Raw genomic sequence first — 15,709 nt, 5'->3', positions numbered from 1 at the left:
CCGTTGAGGCGCGACTGAGGGCTGCACTGGCGCCCCCCCCTTACGATCGAAACAACACTGCAAGAAGCGTCGTGTCACGGGCTGTCGCCAGCCGCAGCAGATCCCGCGATCTCAACCGCGACGATATTCCTGTGGCGCGTCGCAGCCGATCGGCTGCTCCCAAGCGTCGCAGTGGTTTAGGTCTGCTGTTGGCCTGTGGACTGGTTTTCTCCGCATCCCTTGCCACGGTTCTGTTTGTCCCGGAGTGGTTGAACGCCAAACGTTCTCCGGCACCGATTGAGGGGATCGATGCTCGCCCTTCAGGCGATGGCCGTTTGCTCGGACACTTTCCTTACCCCGAGGCTGGTGTTGACGTTCTCGTACCGGTGGAAGCTGGGATTGAACTGCACCGTGATGCAGCGCGTGCACTCGATGCCATGCGTCGCTCAGCAGCAGCGGATGGGGTGGATTTACGCCTTCTCAGCGGTTACCGCTCCCACGATCTGCAGAAAAGTATTTTTTTTGATGTGAAGTCGGAACGCAATCAATCAGCAGCTGAACGGGCGAAGGTGTCTGCACCTCCTGGCTATTCAGAGCACAGCACCGGCTACGCCGTTGATCTCGGAGATGGCGACGATCCCGCCACCAACCTGTCCCAATCGTTTGAAAACACGAGCGCCTTTCGTTGGTTGCAAGACCATGCGGCGAGTTATCACTTCACACTTTCATTTCCCACCGTCAATCCCCAGGGGGTGAGCTACGAACCGTGGCATTGGCGTTTTGAAGGAACATCAGAGGCTCTGCGTGCGTTCGAACCGGCGCGACGATTGGCTGACGGTCGTTAACGATGGCCTGCCGACCCGAACTCTTGGCACCTGCAGGCGATTGGGACGCCCTCAAGGCTGCCGTCGCCAGTGGAGCTGATGCTGTTTATTTCGGGGTAGAACTCTTCAACGCCCGGTTGCGTGCTGAAAATTTCAGCGTGCAAGACCTTCCCGAAGTGATGGATTGGTTGCATGCGCGAGGTGTCAAGGGCTTTTTCACCTTGAACGTGTTGGTTTTCACCGATGAGCTTGAGCAGGTCTCCGAACTGCTGGTGAAGTGCTGGTCGGCCGAGGTTGATGCCTTGATTGTTCAGGACCTTGGTCTGTGCCTTCTGGCTCAAGAGCTGGTGCCCGATCTGGCCTTGCATGCCTCAACCCAGATGTCGGTGACCAGCAGCGCTGGTGTTGCACAGGCAGCCGCCGCTGGTTGCGAGCGGGTTGTGATGGCACGCGAGCTCACGCTGAACGATCTGGAACGGGTGCAGCAACAACTCAAGCAGCGGCAGCTTGATGTTCCACTTGAGGTGTTTGTTCACGGTGCGCTGTGTGTGGCCTACTCAGGCCAGTGCCTGACGAGCGAATCGTTGGGTCAACGCAGTGCCAACCGAGGGGAATGTGCCCAGGCGTGTCGACTTCCCTATCAACTCATCGTTGATGGTGAGGAGCGTGATTTAGGCGACCAACGTTATTTGCTTTCACCACAAGACCTCGCAGCCTGGTCTGTGATTCCGGAGCTCGCAAGGATCGGCATCAGCAGCCTCAAGATTGAAGGGAGGTTGAAAAGTGCCACGTACGTCGCCGCGGTGACCGACGTGTATCGCCGCGCCCTCGACGGAGTTCTCGATGATCCAGAGTCCACTCGTTATCAGCTGGAACTTGGTTTTTCCCGGGGACTGGGCACGGGTTGGCTTGAAGGCATTGACCATTCAGAACTCGTGCATGGCCGTTGGAGCAAAAAGCGTGGGCCGTCCTTCGGATGCCTCGTCAAAGTCCATCCCCTGGGCTGGATCGAGGTTGAGGCGGAGATTGAGCCTCAGCGTGGTCAAGGCATTGTGTTGGAAGTGGCTGCAGGCGAGGGCGGAGCCTTTCAGATCCCTCGGGAGGTGGGGGGCCGAATCATGGAATCGGAGCGTTCAGGACCAGCCTGCTGGCGACTGAAGCTTGGTCCGGGTCGCGTCGATTCAATGGGACTGCGCCCTGGCGCTCCGGTCTGGCTCACGAGTGACCCTCATTGGCACTCCATCTGGACTCGCCGAGCCGGTCGAGAGACGCCTCCGCAAGAGGCTCCTCTTTCTCTGGTCGTTCGCGGCCGAATCGGTGAGCCACTGGTTCTTGAGCTTGGAAGCGCCCATGGCTTAGAGGCCCAACCCATCGCCGTTGTCAGTAAGCGATTGCTCGAGCCAGCCAAGGATCACGGATTGGATCGGGAGCGCCTAGAGGCTCAGTTAGGCCGTCTTGGAGGCACAGGCTGGCGACTGGAGACTCTGCACTTGGACCTGTCTGGGTCGCTTTTCCTGCCAATCGGCGATCTCAACCGTCTCCGACGAGCCCTGCTCCAAGCGATGGCTGACGCCGGACTGACGCCTGCTAACCGTTTGATGTCCCAACGACCCTGCAGGGCAATACCGAGTCGCGCTGAACGTCAGCAGCTGGTTCGCAGCTGCTTCAAGCGTTTACCTGCCGAAACGTCCGATCAACCTCAGGTCGCAAGACTCACAGTGTTGGTACGAAGTCTCGATCAACTCAAGGGGTTGATCGAGCTAGGCGATGACACGCCGATTGAAGGGGTCATCGCCGACTTGGAGCAACCCCGTGAGCTCAAGGAGGCTGTTGCCATTGCACGGGGTTGCTGGAGTGATGGCATTTGGCTAACCGGTCCCAAAGTCACGCGTCCCAATGAGGGATGGACGTTGGACCCGCTCCTGCGTGCCAAACCCGACGGGTTCCTTGTGCGAAATGCCGATCAGCTTGAGCGTCTCTGCGAGGCAGCCCCCTGCCGGGGCGACTTCAGTCTGAATGTGGCCAATCCTCTCAGTCTTTTGTGGTTTCTCGAGCACTGGGGACTGCAACGGGTCACAGCAAGTTGTGACTTAAATCTTCAGCAGCTTCTGGATTTAGCCGAGAACTCGCCCTCTGATCGGCTGGAGGTCGTTCTGCACCAGCACATGCCTCTTTTTCATATGGAGCATTGCCTGTTCTGCGCCTTGCTTTCGGATGGGCACGATCACACGGATTGCGGCAGACCCTGTGAGTCCCACACCGTTCTGCTGAAAGACCGCAGCGGTGTTGAACACCCCTTGCGTGCAGACCTCGGATGTCGCAACACACTGTTCAACGGAACCGCGCAAACCGGGATCGAAGCCTTTCCAGCCATGCGCTCGCGCGGATTGAGGCATTTCCGGCTGGACCTGCTTGATGAAGATGCGGAGGATGCCAAGCGGCGCGTGCGGCTTTACGGCGAGGCCCTGGGTGGACGCATGCCCTCTGCTGAGGTGTGGCGCCGCGAGCAGATTGAACATCGCCTCGGTGTCACGCGGGGCAGTCTTCGCGCAGATCGTGCGCAGGGAACTCCATCGATCTCACGTTGAGATAGTCTTCACCGGCTGCGCCTGCGGGCGTCCCAGCGACCTCTCGACCCAACACGGACCCCCCATGAGCGCCCAGCAAAAGGCGATCCGCAATATCGCGATCATCGCCCACGTTGACCACGGCAAAACGACCTTGGTCGACTCTCTGCTGGCCCAGTCGGGCATCTTCCGGGATAACGAGGCCGTTCCCACCTGCGTGATGGACTCCAACGATCTGGAGCGAGAGCGCGGAATCACCATTCTCTCCAAGAACACAGCGGTCACCTACAACGACACGCGAATCAACATCGTTGATACCCCTGGCCACGCCGACTTCGGTGGTGAGGTTGAGCGCGTGCTCGGCATGGTGGACGGTTGCCTGCTGATCGTTGACGCCAACGAGGGCCCCATGCCCCAGACCCGCTTCGTGCTGAAGAAAGCACTGGAGCAGGGACTGCGTCCGATCGTGTTCGTCAACAAGATTGACCGAGCCCGCGTCGACCCCGAGACAGCGGTCGACAAGGTGCTGGATCTGTTCATCGAATTGGGTGCTGACGACGATCAGTGCGATTTTCCCTATCTGTTCGGAAGTGGCTTGGGAGGTTTTGCCAAGCCGGACATGAAGACCGACAGCGAAAACATGCGCCCGCTGTTTGATGCGATCCTGCGACATGTTCCGCCCCCGGTCGGCGATCCCGAAAAGCCTCTGCAGCTCCAGATCACAACCCTTGATTACTCAGATTTTCTGGGTCGAATCATTATCGGCAGGGTTCACAATGGTGTGATCAAACAGGGGCAAAATGCTGCGTTGATCAAGGATGACGGCAACGTCAAGAAAGGTCGTATTAGCAAATTGCTTGGATTTGAAGGTCTCCAGCGCGTGGAGATTGATCAGGCCTCCGCTGGTGACCTTGTGGCTGTCGCCGGCTTTGACGACGTCAACATCGGTGAAACCATCGCTTGTCCAGACGAGCCTTCGGCATTGCCTCTGATCAAGGTGGATGAACCAACCCTGCAGATGACCTTCGTGGTCAATGATTCACCCTTTGCCGGTCAGGAAGGCAAATTCGTGACCAGCCGCCAGGTCAGAGACCGGCTTCAGCGCGAGCTGCTCACCAATGTCGCTCTGCGGGTTGAGGACACTGACTCACCGGATCGCTTCGCCGTCAGTGGTCGTGGTGAGCTTCACCTCGGCATTTTGATTGAAACCATGCGTCGTGAGGGCTACGAGTTCCAGGTCTCCCAGCCGCAGGTGATCTATCGCACGATTGATGGCACTCCCTGTGAGCCAGTGGAAACCCTGGTGATGGATGTACCCGAGGAATCTGTGGGCAGCTGCATTGAGAAGCTCGGGACTCGCAAGGGTGAAATGCAAAACATGGAAACCGGTCAGGACGGCCGTACACAGCTTGAATTCGTGGTGCCATCCCGCGGCTTGATCGGCTTCCGCGGTGAATTCATCCGAGCGACTCGCGGCGAAGGGATCATGAGTCACTCATTCTTCGAATACCGCCCGATGCTTGGCGATTTCGACACCCGGCGCAATGGTGTGCTGATCGCATTCGAGGAGGGAACTGCGACTTTCTATGCCCTCAAGAATGCCGAAGACCGCGGTCAGTTCTTTATCTCCCCTGGAACCAAGGTGTACAAGGGAATGATTATTGGTGAGTACAACCGTCCCCAGGATCTGGAGATCAACGTCTGCAAGACGAAGCAGCTCACCAACATGCGCTCAGCTGGTGCCGAAGAACTCGACACCCTTCAAGCTCCTGTTCAGATGACGCTCGAGAGAGCCCTCGAGTACATCGGTCCCGACGAAATGCTCGAAGTCACGCCTGAATCGATCCGTCTGCGCAAACTTCCTTCCAAGAAGGCGGCCAAGTCCAAGCGTTGAACCTGCTAGACGATCCTCGATTCAGCAAGGCTCTTGAGTTGTTCAACTCAGGGGCCTGGTATGAAGCGCACGATGCCTTTGAAGAACTCTGGCATGAGCAGGTCGATCCCAACAGACGCCTGCTTCAGGGAATTCTTCAAATCGCCGTTGCTCATGTTCACCTTGAGCGCGGGAACACCCGTGGGGCCACCATCCTTTTGGGGGAAGGAATCGGTCGTCTCAAGCCATCGCTTCCTTCAGCGTTGGGGCTTGATCTCCAGGCCCTGCACACTGCGTCAAGCGATCGCCTGAATGCCTTGCAAAACGATGGCAACCCGGACGACGATCCGCCCCCAAAGCTTATTCATACGAATGATGCCGTGGGATCATGAGTCTCTGATGGTTCATCGCCGAGCACCGTTGTTCAAGTCGCGTTCGCTGACTGCCATCCCTGCCCTGAGACATTGGCTCATGGCGTTTGTAGCGGTTGGCTCCATTGGGTTGGTTCGCTCCCAGTCCCTACCGGCACCAGTGAATCAGTCCGAGCCGATGGACGGTGGTTTGATCACCATTGAGTCGGACAGCCAGAGCGCCGACAATGTCACCGGAGTGGTCACCGCTTCGGGAAATGTTCGAATCGTTTATCCAGCCAGGGGAATGGTGGCCACGTCGCGGCAGGCCCAATATTTCAGCCGCGAAGGGCGTTTGGTTCTCAGTGGTGATGTGGACGTGATTCAAGACGATGGCAGCACTCTGCGAGCCGAAAGAGTGACCTACAACCTCGATGATGAACGTGCTGTGGCCGTTCCGAGTGAGGGTGCGCAGGTGCGGTCCACCATGATCCTGCGCCCTGATCAGCCTGCAAAGACCCCGCTAACACCATGAGTTTGAGCCTCAATGGCGTGTCTCTCACCCTTGGGGGGAGACCACTGGTGAGAAACCTCACTCTCAGCCTGGACCCCGGTGAAGTGATTGGTCTGCTTGGACCGAATGGTGCCGGTAAAACCACCAGCTTCAACCTGATTATCGGATTGCTCCGCCCGGATAGCGGGGAGGTTCTGCTGGATGGCCATCCTGTCGCCAGCTTATCCATGCCCCAGCGTGCCCGGCTCGGAATAGGCTATCTACCCCAGGAGCCCAGTGTTTTTCGTCAGCTCACCGTGCGGGAGAACCTGCAACTGGTGCTTGATCAGAGTGGGCTAACCGGTGGTCAGTACCGGGAACGCCTGCAGCAACTGATCAGAGACTTTCATCTCGAACCATTTCTCAACCGCCGCGGCTATCAGTTGTCAGGTGGTGAGCGACGACGGTGCGAGGTCGCCCGGGCTCTGGCAGTGGGTTTGGAAGGACCCCGTTACCTCCTTTTGGACGAACCCTTCGCTGGTGTCGATCCGCTGGCGGTCGCCGACTTGCAGCAACTCATTCATTCCCTGCGCCAACGGGGCATGGGCATTTTGATCACCGACCACAACGTGCGTGAGACGCTCGCGATTACAGATCGCGCCTACATCCTCACCGATGGAAGCATCTTGGCTTCTGGATTGTCTGAACAGGTCGCCCATGACCCGTTGGTCCGTCGTCACTATCTCGGTGAGGGTTTCCAGCTGTGATCGACACCATTAAGGCCTCCATCCATCGGCTCATTCAGCGGATCCCCCTCTTGGATCGTTGGTTGATCGGGGAGCTTCTCAGTCCGCTGCTTTTTGCGATTGCCGCCTTCACCGTGGTCTCCCTCTCAGTTGGGGTGATGTTCGAACTGGTGCGTCAGATCGTTGAGTCGGGCCTTCCTGTCGCCATAGCAGTGCAAGTGCTTTTGCTAAGGCTCCCCAGCTTTCTGGTGATCTCATTTGCGATGGCCACCCTCATGGCAACCTTGTTGGCCTATAGCCGTCTGTCAGCCAACAGCGAGCTCACAGCCCTGCGCAGTGTTGGCGTGACAGCCACGCGCATGATCGTGCCCGCCCTGATTGTTGCGCTGTTGATGTCAGGCCTCACCTTCGTCTTTAACGATGTGGTGGTGCCCAGAGCCAATCGATCTGCTGAAATCACCTTGCGTCGTGCGCTTGGGAAGGCAATTGCCACAGAAAAGGGAAGCAACATTGTGTATTCCCGCTTTGGTCGAATTCAAGACCCCGATGGCAGCAGTAGCAAAGGACTCGCGCAACTTTTTTATGCCAGGCAGTTCAAAGATGGCGTGATGAGCGGAGTCACCGTTCTCGATTTCACCCGCGCTGGCTTCACGCAGATGCTTGTGGCCGATCGTGCTGTCTGGAACGAGCGCCAAGCCAAGTGGCAGTTTTTTGATGGGCAGATTCTCACGTTGACCCCCTCTGGCAGCACTACATCAGCCGACTTCGATCAATACCTCTATCCACTCAGTGCAGCGCCGATCCGCATCGCTCAATTGCCGAAAGATGCCAACAACATGACGGTTGCCGAAGCCCTGCGTGCGCGGGAGCTGCTGGAACAAGCGGGTGATATCAAAGAAGCGCGGCGGCTTCAGGTGCGAATTCAAGAGAAATTCACGCTGCCGATGGCATGCCTGGTTTTCGGCCTGATCGGCGCCAGCCTGGGGGCGAAGCCCAATAGCCGTACAAGCCGTAGCCAAGGGTTCGGAATCAGCGTTGTGTTGATCCTTGTGTATTACGTGTTGAGCTTCAGCTTCAGTTCCCTTGGCGTCAAAGGCACCCTGCCTCCATTGTTGGCCGCTTGGTCACCGGTTTTGATTTCATTGGCTGGTGGTGGTTTTCTGCTTCGACAGGCCAGCCGTTGATCCTTCCCGGCAGAATCAGGTCACTCTTGATCGTCTCTTGGCTGCTTTGGGGAGTTTCGACCTGCAATCCATCACTTCAGAACCGGTGCTGCTATTGGGATTGGCAGCGTTTGCTTTGCTGCTCATAGCCCTTCCTTGGTGCTTCTGGGCCCTGTCCAACGGCCGCAGCTCCAGTGGGGTGCGCTCTCTTTTGGGCTTATCGAATCTGCTGCTAACCGCACAGCTGGTGTTGCGTTGGTGGCAATCAGGGCATTTCCCGATCAGCAATCTCTACGAATCACTGTGCTTCCTGGCTTGGGCGTGCACCCTCACCCAGCTCTTAGTGGAACGTCAGTGGCCTTCACCACTCGTGGCTGCCTCCGCCACACCCATGGGGCTCGGGTGTATTGCCTTTGCCAGTTTCGCTTTGCCGGATCAATTGCAGCAAGCATCGCCCTTGGTTCCTGCTTTGCGCAGCAGCTGGCTGGTGATGCATGTGAGTGTGATCATGGTGAGTTATGCCGCACTTCTGGTGGGCTCTCTGCTCTCGGTTGCTGTTCTGGTGACGGATCGTGGTCAGCAACTTGAGCTTCGCAGCAGTTCCATTGGAAGCGGGGCATTCCGAAAAGCCGTGTCGATGACAGGTGAGACAAGTGCCGTTGGAGTGCAAGCTGCACCCGAACTGCAGTTGTCATCGATCGATTTCAGTCGCAGTGAACAGCTCGACAGTCTCAGCTATCGAACCATCACTGTGGGATTCCTGTTGTTGACAGTGGGAATCATCAGTGGAGCCGTTTGGGCCAACGAGGCTTGGGGAAGTTGGTGGAGCTGGGATCCCAAGGAGACCTGGGCTCTGATCTGTTGGTTGGTTTATGCGGCTTATCTGCACACGCGACTGAGTCGCGGCTGGCAAGGGCGAAGACCAGCAATGGTTGCTTCATTGGGTTTGGTCGTGATTGTGGTTTGCTATATCGGCGTCAACTTGCTGGGTATCGGACTGCATAGCTATGGCTGGTTCTTTGATGCGTAGCAAGAACAACGGCCTGCACGATCAGCCTTTTGCAGGCATGACAACATCAATCACTGGGATAGGCACGGTAGTGGCTGCTGTTTTGAAACTCGTCAAAAGCACCTGTCAACCTTTGGGCGCTTACGACTCTGCATTGATGATGTTCATCACAGTGCCGGTAGTCACCTCCTGACATCCGCATGCTGTCCGATTCAGAGATTTTGAAGATCAAATCAGGATTCCAGGGCACTAGACCAATTCATCTCATTTAAACGTAAGCAAGCTTTTTTTGATTGAATGTATCAATTACAACCAATACAAAATGAATAATGCAACCCAGCTTCAGGTGTTCGCTTCCAAACATAGTTTAGAACGGTAATGATTGATTCAGACTTCTGAATCTCATACGTCGATCATTTCTGTTCTTGATGCATCCGCACCATGGAATTGTTCATCGGATTGGCCATGCTCTTACCCCTCTCCGCATTGGCGATTCAGGCAAGAGAAGCAGAGAGTGATAACGATCACTGCGATTTTCTTTGATAATCCCGCGGACAACACCTTGCTGGGGCCGAAAGCATTTGAGCAATCGGCCCCAACAAGGTGTCCGGACGTCAATCTCAGACCAGGACGGCCTCAGGACGCTTGCTGTCACGAATGCCTTGGATGGCAGCCGCGTAATCGGGTTGGTTGAACACCCCTGAGCCGCTCACGATGGCGTTGGCTCCAGCTTCGATCACTTTCCAAGCATTGCCACCCTTCACGCCGCCATCCACTTCGATCCAGGGATCTAGACCTTTTTCATCGCACATGCGACGGAGATCGCGAATTTTCTGAACCTGGTTTTCGATGAAGCTTTGGCCGCCAAACCCGGGGTTGACGCTCATGATCAACACGAGATCACACAACTCGAGGCAATACTCCAGGGTGCTCAAGGGCGTGCTGGGATTCAGAACAGCACCTGCCTGTTTGCCGAGGTCCTTGATCTGAGCAAGATTGCGATGCAGGTGGGGGCAGGCCTCAACCTGAACCGAAATGATGTCGGCACCGGCTTTAGCGAAATCGGGAACGTACTTTTCGGGTTCAACGATCATCAGGTGCACGTCCAAGGGCTTGGTCGTGACTGGTCGCAGTGCTTCAACGATCAGAGGACCGATCGTGATGTTGGGAACGAAGCGACCGTCCATCACGTCGACGTGGATCCAATCAGCGCCGGCTTGGTCAACAGCTTTGACCTCCTCGCCGAGTCGTGAGAAATCCGCAGAAAGGATGGATGGAGAGACCACCAGGGACTTGGTGCTCATGACGGGAAGACTGCTGAGACCAGGAGATTGTAAAGAGTGCGGAAGTCGCTGATACAGTTAGCCGCGCTTTTGAGTGAAAAGCCCAGTGGCACCAAGCCCAGTGAGCTGACACTCATCGCATCCGTCCCCCCCGCCGCACTCCCGTGGATCGCACTCTCATCCAGGAAATTCTCGAGGTCGTTGAGCAGGCGGCTATCGCCTCAGCCCGCCTCACTGGTCTCGGCAAGAAGGATGAAGCCGATGCTGCCGCTGTTGAGGCCATGCGTCAGCGCATGGGTCAGATCGAAATGCAGGGCCGCATCGTGATCGGTGAAGGCGAGCGTGATGAAGCTCCCATGCTTTACATCGGTGAGGAAGTCGGCAGTGGATCAGGTGCGGGCGTTGACTTCGCAGTCGACCCCTGCGAAGGCACGAATCTGTGCGCCAACAACCAGAGAGGCTCCATGGCCGTTCTGGCTGCCTCCGATCGCGGTGGTCTCTTCAACGCTCCAGACTTCTACATGAAGAAGCTGGCTGCACCTCCGGCTGCCAAGGGCAAGGTGGATATCCGCAAGTCGGCCACCGAAAACATCAAGATTCTCAGCGAGTGTCTGGGAATGGCGGCGAGTGAGCTCACAATCGTGGTGATGGACCGTGCTCGCCACAAGGACTTGATCGCTGAGATCCGTGCCACAGGCGCTCGTGTTCAACCGATCTCCGATGGCGATGTGCAGGCCGCAATCGCTTGCGGATTTGCTGGCACTGGCACCCACTGTCTGATGGGCATCGGCGCAGCTCCCGAGGGCGTGATCTCCGCAGCTGCCATGCGTGCTCTCGGCGGACACTTCCAGGGTCAGCTCGTCTACGACCCCGCCGTCGCCCAGACCAAGGAATGGGCTGATCTCACCAAAGAGGGCAATCTCGCCCGCTTGGCTGAAATGGGTATCGCTGATCCCGACAAGATCTATGAAGCCGAGGAACTGGCCTCTGGGGAACACGTGGTGTTCGCCGGCAGTGGAATCACTGACGGGTTGCTTTTCCATGGCGTTAAGTTCGAGTCGGACTGCACGCGCACAAGCAGCCTGGTGATCAGCAATCTCGATAACACCTGCCGCTTCACCAACACGGTGCACATCAAGGACGGAGCTCAGAGCATCGCGCTGAGCTGACTTTTTCGTACACGCAACAAGGGATTCCTCCATGCACATCGCCGTTGTCGGCCTCAGTCATCGAACGGCACCGGTTGAAGTGCGCGAAAAGCTCAGCATCCCTGAGCAGACCATGGAGGAGTCTCTTCAGAACCTGCGCGGTCATGACCAGGTGCTTGAGGCTTCCATCCTCAGCACCTGCAACCGTCTTGAGATTTACACACTGGTTCGTAATCCCGAGCTTGGAATCAGTGCTGTTCGCGAATTCCTAAGCAGCCATTCCGGTTTGGAAACTGGGGACCTTAAACCCCACCTGTTTGCTTATCACCACGAGGATGCCGTGGGGCATCTCCTGCGAGTCGCTGCTGGCCTCGACAGTCTGGTGCTTGGAGAAGGACAGATCCTCTCCCAGGTCAAAAAAATGATGCGCCTGGGGCAGGAACACAAGTCCCTTGGCCCGATCCTGAATCGCCTGCTGACCCAGGCTGTAAGCACTGGCAAACGCGTCCGTTCAGAAACAAATCTCGGCACCGGAGCCGTCTCCATCAGTTCTGCCGCTGTTGAACTGGCCCAACTCAAGCTGGGCCAAAGTCGTGGTCTCGACGAGCTTGTCACCCTCGAAGATGAGCAGGTCGCCGTTGTCGGCGCAGGCCGGATGAGTCGTTTGCTGTTGCAACATCTGCAGGCCAAAGGTGCTTCAGGGGTGGTTGTGCTCAATCGCACGGTGGCGCGAGCGGAAGCTCTCGCTGCAGACTTTCCAACCCTGCCTGTGCAATGCAGACCGCTCAAGGATCTCGATCACTGCCTGAGCACTTGCTCCTTGATTTTCACCAGCACGGCTGCTGACGATCCGATCATTGATGCAGAGCGGTTATCCAAGCTGAATCGACGCAGTTCACTGCGTTTGATCGACATCGGCGTTCCCCGCAATATTGCAGCCGATGTTGAGGGCATTGGCGGAGTCGATGCCCACGACGTTGATGACCTCAAAGAGGTGGTTGAGCGCAACCAAGAGGCCCGTCAGCAGGTGGCCCGGGAAGCCCAAGGCCTTCTGGATGATGAAGCACGGCAGTTCCTTGAGTGGTGGGACTCCCTGGAGGCTGTCCCCACAATCAATCGCTTGCGTTCCTCCATGGAATCCATCCGTTCGGAGGAGCTGATGAAAGCCCTGAGCCGCATGGGTCCTGATTTTTCAGCGCGGGAACGCAAGGTGGTGGAGGCCCTCAGCAAGGGCATCATCAATAAAATCCTGCACACTCCTGTCACGGCGCTGAGAAGCCCTCAGCCGCGTTCCGATCGTCAGAACGCCCTTTCAGTCGTGGAGCGCTTGTTTGATCTGCAAGCCGACGAAGACTCAGTCCAGAACTGATTCGCACCATTCTTGCTGGATCTTGCCCATTCCCCGGTTGAGATCGGGAAAAGTCCAGTAAGTTTGCTCCGCAACGCCGATCTGCGGGGGCGGCATGAAGCGCGTTCTGGCCATCATTCTCGGGGGAGGCGCTGGAACGCGCCTTTACCCTCTCACCAAGATGCGGGCCAAGCCCGCAGTGCCACTCGCTGGTAAGTACCGACTGATTGATATACCGATCAGTAACTGCATCAACTCCAACATCAACAAGATGTATGTGTTGACACAGTTCAATAGCGCCTCACTCAACAGGCACCTCAGCCAGACTTATAACCTTTCAGCGGGTTTTGGTCAGGGTTTCGTTGAGGTCCTGGCTGCTCAACAGACCCCGGAAAGTCCATCCTGGTTCGAGGGAACTGCGGATGCTGTTCGCAAATACCAGTGGCTTTTCCAAGAGTGGGACGTTGATGAGTATCTGATCCTTTCGGGTGATCAGCTGTACCGAATGGACTACAGCCTGTTCATCAATCACCACCGCAGCACCGGCGCAGACTTGACTGTTGCGGCTCTCCCCGTTGACGCCAAGCAGGCTGAGGCATTCGGTCTAATGCGCACCGACGAGGATGGCCGCATCCTGGAATTCAGGGAAAAGCCCAAGGGTGATTCCCTCTTGGAGATGGCGGTTGACACGTCTCGGTTCGGGCTCAGTGCTGAGTCAGCCAAAGAGCGCCCTTACTTGGCCTCCATGGGGATCTACGTGTTCAGCCGTGACACCCTGTTTGATCTCCTTCACCAGAATCCAACCCACAAGGATTTCGGCAAAGAGGTGATCCCTGAAGCACTTCAGCGTGGCGATCGTCTCAAGAGCTATGTCTTTGATGATTACTGGGAAGACATCGGCACCATCGGGGCGTTTTACGAAGCCAACCTGGCGTTGACCCAGCAGCCCACTCCGCCGTTCAGTTTTTACGACGCTGAGTTTCCGATCTACACCCGTCCTCGTTACTTACCTCCCAGCAAGCTTGTGGATTCTCAGATCACCGACTCAATCATCGGTGAGGGCTCGATCCTCAAGTCCTGCAGCATCCATCATTCGGTGCTTGGGGTGAGAAGCCGTGTTGAAGACGAGGTGGTTCTTCAAGATTCGCTGCTGATGGGTTCGGACTTCTTCGAGTCATCGAGCGAACGAGCCGTCTTGAGGGAGCGTGGGGGAATCCCGCTGGGTGTGGGCAAAGGAACCACTGTGAAGCGAGCGATCCTCGATAAGAACGCCCGCATCGGCAGCAACGTCACCATCGTCAACAAGGACCACGTTGAAGAAGCCGATCGTCCCGAGCACGGCTTCTACATCCGTAACGGAATTGTTGTTGTGGTGAAAAACGCCTCGATCCCCGACGGAACGGTGATCTGATCCCCTAATCCTCACAGAGGTTATCCAGGTTGCAGCCGAACCTTGATTACGTGGTCACACTGACGCCAGAGTGTCGTTTGTGTGACCATGTCTAAGGCCCACTTCGGTCTGATCGGGCTCGGTGTGATGGGGGAAAACCTTGTCCTCAACGCAGAGAGCAACGGTTTTTCAAGCGTCGTCTACAACCGCACCTACGCCAAGACAGAGGAGTTCCTGTCTGGACGGGGAGCCGATAAAAACATTCAGGGTGCCACCGACCTTCAAGACTTCGTCAGCAAGCTGGAGCGCCCCCGCCGCATTCTGATGATGGTGAAGGCTGGGGGACCGGTTGATGCGGTGATTCAGCAGATCTCTCCTTTTCTGGAAGAGGGAGATTTGCTGATCGATGGTGGAAATTCCGAGTATCACGACACCGAGCGCCGCGTCGCTGAGCTGGAGAGCAAAAGTTTCGGCTTCATCGGCATGGGCGTCTCCGGTGGCGCCAAAGGTGCTCTCGAGGGGCCAAGCATGATGCCAGGCGGGACAAAGGCGTCCTACGACGCCATTGAGAGCCTGGTTCGCAAAATGGCTGCCCAAGTGGAGGACGGCCCCTGCGTGACCTACATCGGTCCAGGGGGATCTGGTCACTTCGTGAAAACCGTCCACAACGGCATTGAATACGGGATTGAGCAGATCCTTGCCGAGGGCTACGACCTCATGAAGCGCGTGGGTGGCATGAACGGCACCCAGATGGCCGACGTCTTCGCCCATTGGAACAGCACCGAAGAGCTGTCGTCGTACCTCGTTGAAATCACAGAAGTGTGCCTGCGCACCAAGGATCCCGACGATGGCGCCGACTTGGTGGAAAAAATTCAAGACAAGGCCGGGCAGAAGGGAACAGGGCTCTGGACCGTTGTGAGTGCCCTGCAGATGGGGGCCTCTGTCCCCACGATCTATGCCTCCTTGAACGGACGAGTGATGAGTTCGATGAAGGAGCAGCGGATCAAGGCGGAGCCAATCCTCAAGGGCCCGGCGATCAAGTCGTTTGATATGGGGACCCCAGCCGATGGAATGGCTCCATTGATGGATGCCATGGTTTTGGCTTGTATGGCGAGCTACGCCCAGGGAATGGAGCTGTTGCGCATTGCTTCAGCTGAGCACAATTACAACCTGCACATGCCCTCGATCGCTCAGATCTGGAAGGGTGGCTGCATCATCCGTGCTCGGCTTCTGAAACGCATTCAGGATGCATTCAATGCTGATCCTCAGCTGGCCAACCTGTTGATCGATCCTTGGTTTGCGGAGCAGGTGAACCGCAGGCTTCCAGGTCTGGCCAAGGTGGTCGCCGGAGCTGCCGAAGCTGGAATTCCTGTCCCCTGCTTGAGCAGCACGCTTGACTACATCAACAGCTATCGCACGGCGCGATTGCCTCAGAACCTGGTGCAAGCCATGCGCGACTGCTTTGGTTCACACACTTATGAGCGTGTCGATAAGGACGGAATCTTCCACACTGAATGGTTGAACTGAGCTCAGAAC

At 56.9% G+C, this 15,709-nt stretch carries 14 protein-coding genes; 13 read left to right on the top strand and 1 reads right to left on the bottom strand.

Features of this window, described 5'->3' with window-relative positions; genetic code table 11:
* Nucleotides 1–71: 71 nt before the first annotated feature.
* The 9 genes from SynBMKMC1_RS07350 (at nt 72) to SynBMKMC1_RS07310 (ending at nt 9,197) form a co-directional block, all read left to right on the top strand.
* A complete protein-coding gene (locus SynBMKMC1_RS07350) occupies nt 72–824 on the top strand; it encodes a D-alanyl-D-alanine carboxypeptidase family protein (RefSeq protein ID WP_186471263.1) in 753 nt (250 codons plus the stop codon).
* A 2-nt stretch (nt 825–826) separates the two neighbouring features.
* Entirely contained in the window at nt 827–3,391 is a 2,565-nt protein-coding gene (locus SynBMKMC1_RS07345) for a U32 family peptidase (protein ID WP_186471262.1), read from the top strand.
* Nucleotides 3,392–3,455: 64 nt separating this feature from the next.
* Entirely contained in the window at nt 3,456–5,264 is a 1,809-nt protein-coding gene (gene typA / locus SynBMKMC1_RS07340; RefSeq protein ID WP_186471261.1) for a translational GTPase TypA, read from the top strand.
* Nucleotides 5,261–5,635 (top strand): DUF309 domain-containing protein, encoded by a 375-nt coding sequence (locus SynBMKMC1_RS07335; protein ID WP_186471260.1) that lies wholly within the window; start codon nt 5,261–5,263, stop codon nt 5,633–5,635. The genes typA and SynBMKMC1_RS07335 overlap by 4 nt, the downstream gene beginning before the upstream one ends.
* Before the next feature lie 79 nt (nt 5,636–5,714).
* A complete protein-coding gene (locus tag SynBMKMC1_RS07330; protein ID WP_186471259.1) occupies nt 5,715–6,128 on the top strand; it encodes an LptA/OstA family protein in 414 nt (137 codons plus the stop codon).
* The gene (gene lptB / locus SynBMKMC1_RS07325; RefSeq protein WP_186471258.1) at nt 6,125–6,853 is read left to right on the top strand and encodes an LPS export ABC transporter ATP-binding protein; all 729 of its coding nucleotides are present in this window, start codon (nt 6,125–6,127) and stop codon (nt 6,851–6,853) included. The genes SynBMKMC1_RS07330 and lptB overlap by 4 nt, the downstream gene beginning before the upstream one ends.
* Nucleotides 6,850–8,016: an LptF/LptG family permease gene (locus SynBMKMC1_RS07320; RefSeq protein ID WP_186473254.1), complete on the top strand. Its 1,167-nt coding sequence runs from the start codon at nt 6,850–6,852 to the stop codon at nt 8,014–8,016. Before lptB ends, SynBMKMC1_RS07320 begins: the two co-directional genes overlap by 4 nt.
* Nucleotides 8,017–8,053: 37 nt before the next feature.
* Nucleotides 8,054–9,025, top strand: coding sequence for a c-type cytochrome biogenesis protein CcsB (gene ccsB / locus SynBMKMC1_RS07315; RefSeq protein WP_255486359.1), 972 nt, complete (start codon nt 8,054–8,056; stop codon nt 9,023–9,025).
* A complete protein-coding gene (locus SynBMKMC1_RS07310; RefSeq protein WP_186473253.1) occupies nt 9,003–9,197 on the top strand; it encodes a hypothetical protein in 195 nt (64 codons plus the stop codon). Before ccsB ends, SynBMKMC1_RS07310 begins: the two co-directional genes overlap by 23 nt.
* Nucleotides 9,198–9,624: 427 nt before the next feature.
* Here the strand turns inward: SynBMKMC1_RS07310 and rpe are convergent, their stop codons facing one another.
* Complete coding sequence (rpe, locus tag SynBMKMC1_RS07305) at nt 9,625–10,308, bottom strand: ribulose-phosphate 3-epimerase (protein ID WP_186473252.1); 684 nt, start codon at nt 10,306–10,308, stop codon at nt 9,625–9,627.
* A 143-nt stretch (nt 10,309–10,451) separates the two neighbouring features.
* On the opposite strand from rpe, the gene glpX reads away from it, so the two are divergent.
* From glpX to gndA, 4 genes are all read left to right on the top strand, one after another.
* Complete coding sequence (gene glpX / locus SynBMKMC1_RS07300) at nt 10,452–11,456, top strand: class II fructose-bisphosphatase (protein WP_011933205.1); 1,005 nt, start codon at nt 10,452–10,454, stop codon at nt 11,454–11,456.
* 31 nt (nt 11,457–11,487) lie between these two features.
* Complete coding sequence (locus SynBMKMC1_RS07295) at nt 11,488–12,804, top strand: glutamyl-tRNA reductase (RefSeq protein ID WP_186473251.1); 1,317 nt, start codon at nt 11,488–11,490, stop codon at nt 12,802–12,804.
* Nucleotides 12,805–12,898: 94 nt separating this feature from the next.
* Nucleotides 12,899–14,194 carry a glucose-1-phosphate adenylyltransferase gene (locus SynBMKMC1_RS07290; RefSeq protein ID WP_011933203.1) on the top strand — a complete coding sequence of 432 codons (1,296 nt, stop codon included), beginning with the start codon at nt 12,899–12,901 and terminating at the stop codon, nt 14,192–14,194.
* An 87-nt stretch (nt 14,195–14,281) separates the two neighbouring features.
* On the top strand, nt 14,282–15,700 hold the full coding sequence (gndA, locus tag SynBMKMC1_RS07285) for an NADP-dependent phosphogluconate dehydrogenase (protein ID WP_186473250.1): 1,419 nt from the start codon (nt 14,282–14,284) through the stop codon (nt 15,698–15,700).
* The last annotated feature ends 9 nt before the right edge of the window (nt 15,701–15,709 follow it).

Source organism: Synechococcus sp. BMK-MC-1 (assembly GCF_014279955.1).
Lineage (GTDB): Bacteria > Cyanobacteriota > Cyanobacteriia > PCC-6307 > Cyanobiaceae > Synechococcus_C.
This window is presented reverse-complemented; position numbering and strand designations above follow the sequence as displayed.

Bases quoted from the DNA above. Each gene is read 5' to 3' on its own strand.
- rpe (WP_186473252.1), bottom strand. From the start codon at position 10,308: ATGAGCACCAAGTCCCTGGTGGTCTCTCCATCCATCCTTTCTGCGGAT.
- typA (WP_186471261.1), top strand. From the start codon at position 3,456: ATGAGCGCCCAGCAAAAGGCGATCCGCAATATCGCGATCATCGCCCAC.
- SynBMKMC1_RS07330 (WP_186471259.1), top strand. From the start codon at position 5,715: ATGGCGTTTGTAGCGGTTGGCTCCATTGGGTTGGTTCGCTCCCAGTCC.
- SynBMKMC1_RS07290 (WP_011933203.1), top strand. From the start codon at position 12,899: ATGAAGCGCGTTCTGGCCATCATTCTCGGGGGAGGCGCTGGAACGCGC.
- SynBMKMC1_RS07345 (WP_186471262.1), top strand. From the start codon at position 827: ATGGCCTGCCGACCCGAACTCTTGGCACCTGCAGGCGATTGGGACGCC.
- lptB (WP_186471258.1), top strand. From the start codon at position 6,125: ATGAGTTTGAGCCTCAATGGCGTGTCTCTCACCCTTGGGGGGAGACCA.
- SynBMKMC1_RS07310 (WP_186473253.1), top strand. From the start codon at position 9,003: ATGGCTGGTTCTTTGATGCGTAGCAAGAACAACGGCCTGCACGATCAG.
- SynBMKMC1_RS07295 (WP_186473251.1), top strand. From the start codon at position 11,488: ATGCACATCGCCGTTGTCGGCCTCAGTCATCGAACGGCACCGGTTGAA.
- gndA (WP_186473250.1), top strand. From the start codon at position 14,282: ATGTCTAAGGCCCACTTCGGTCTGATCGGGCTCGGTGTGATGGGGGAA.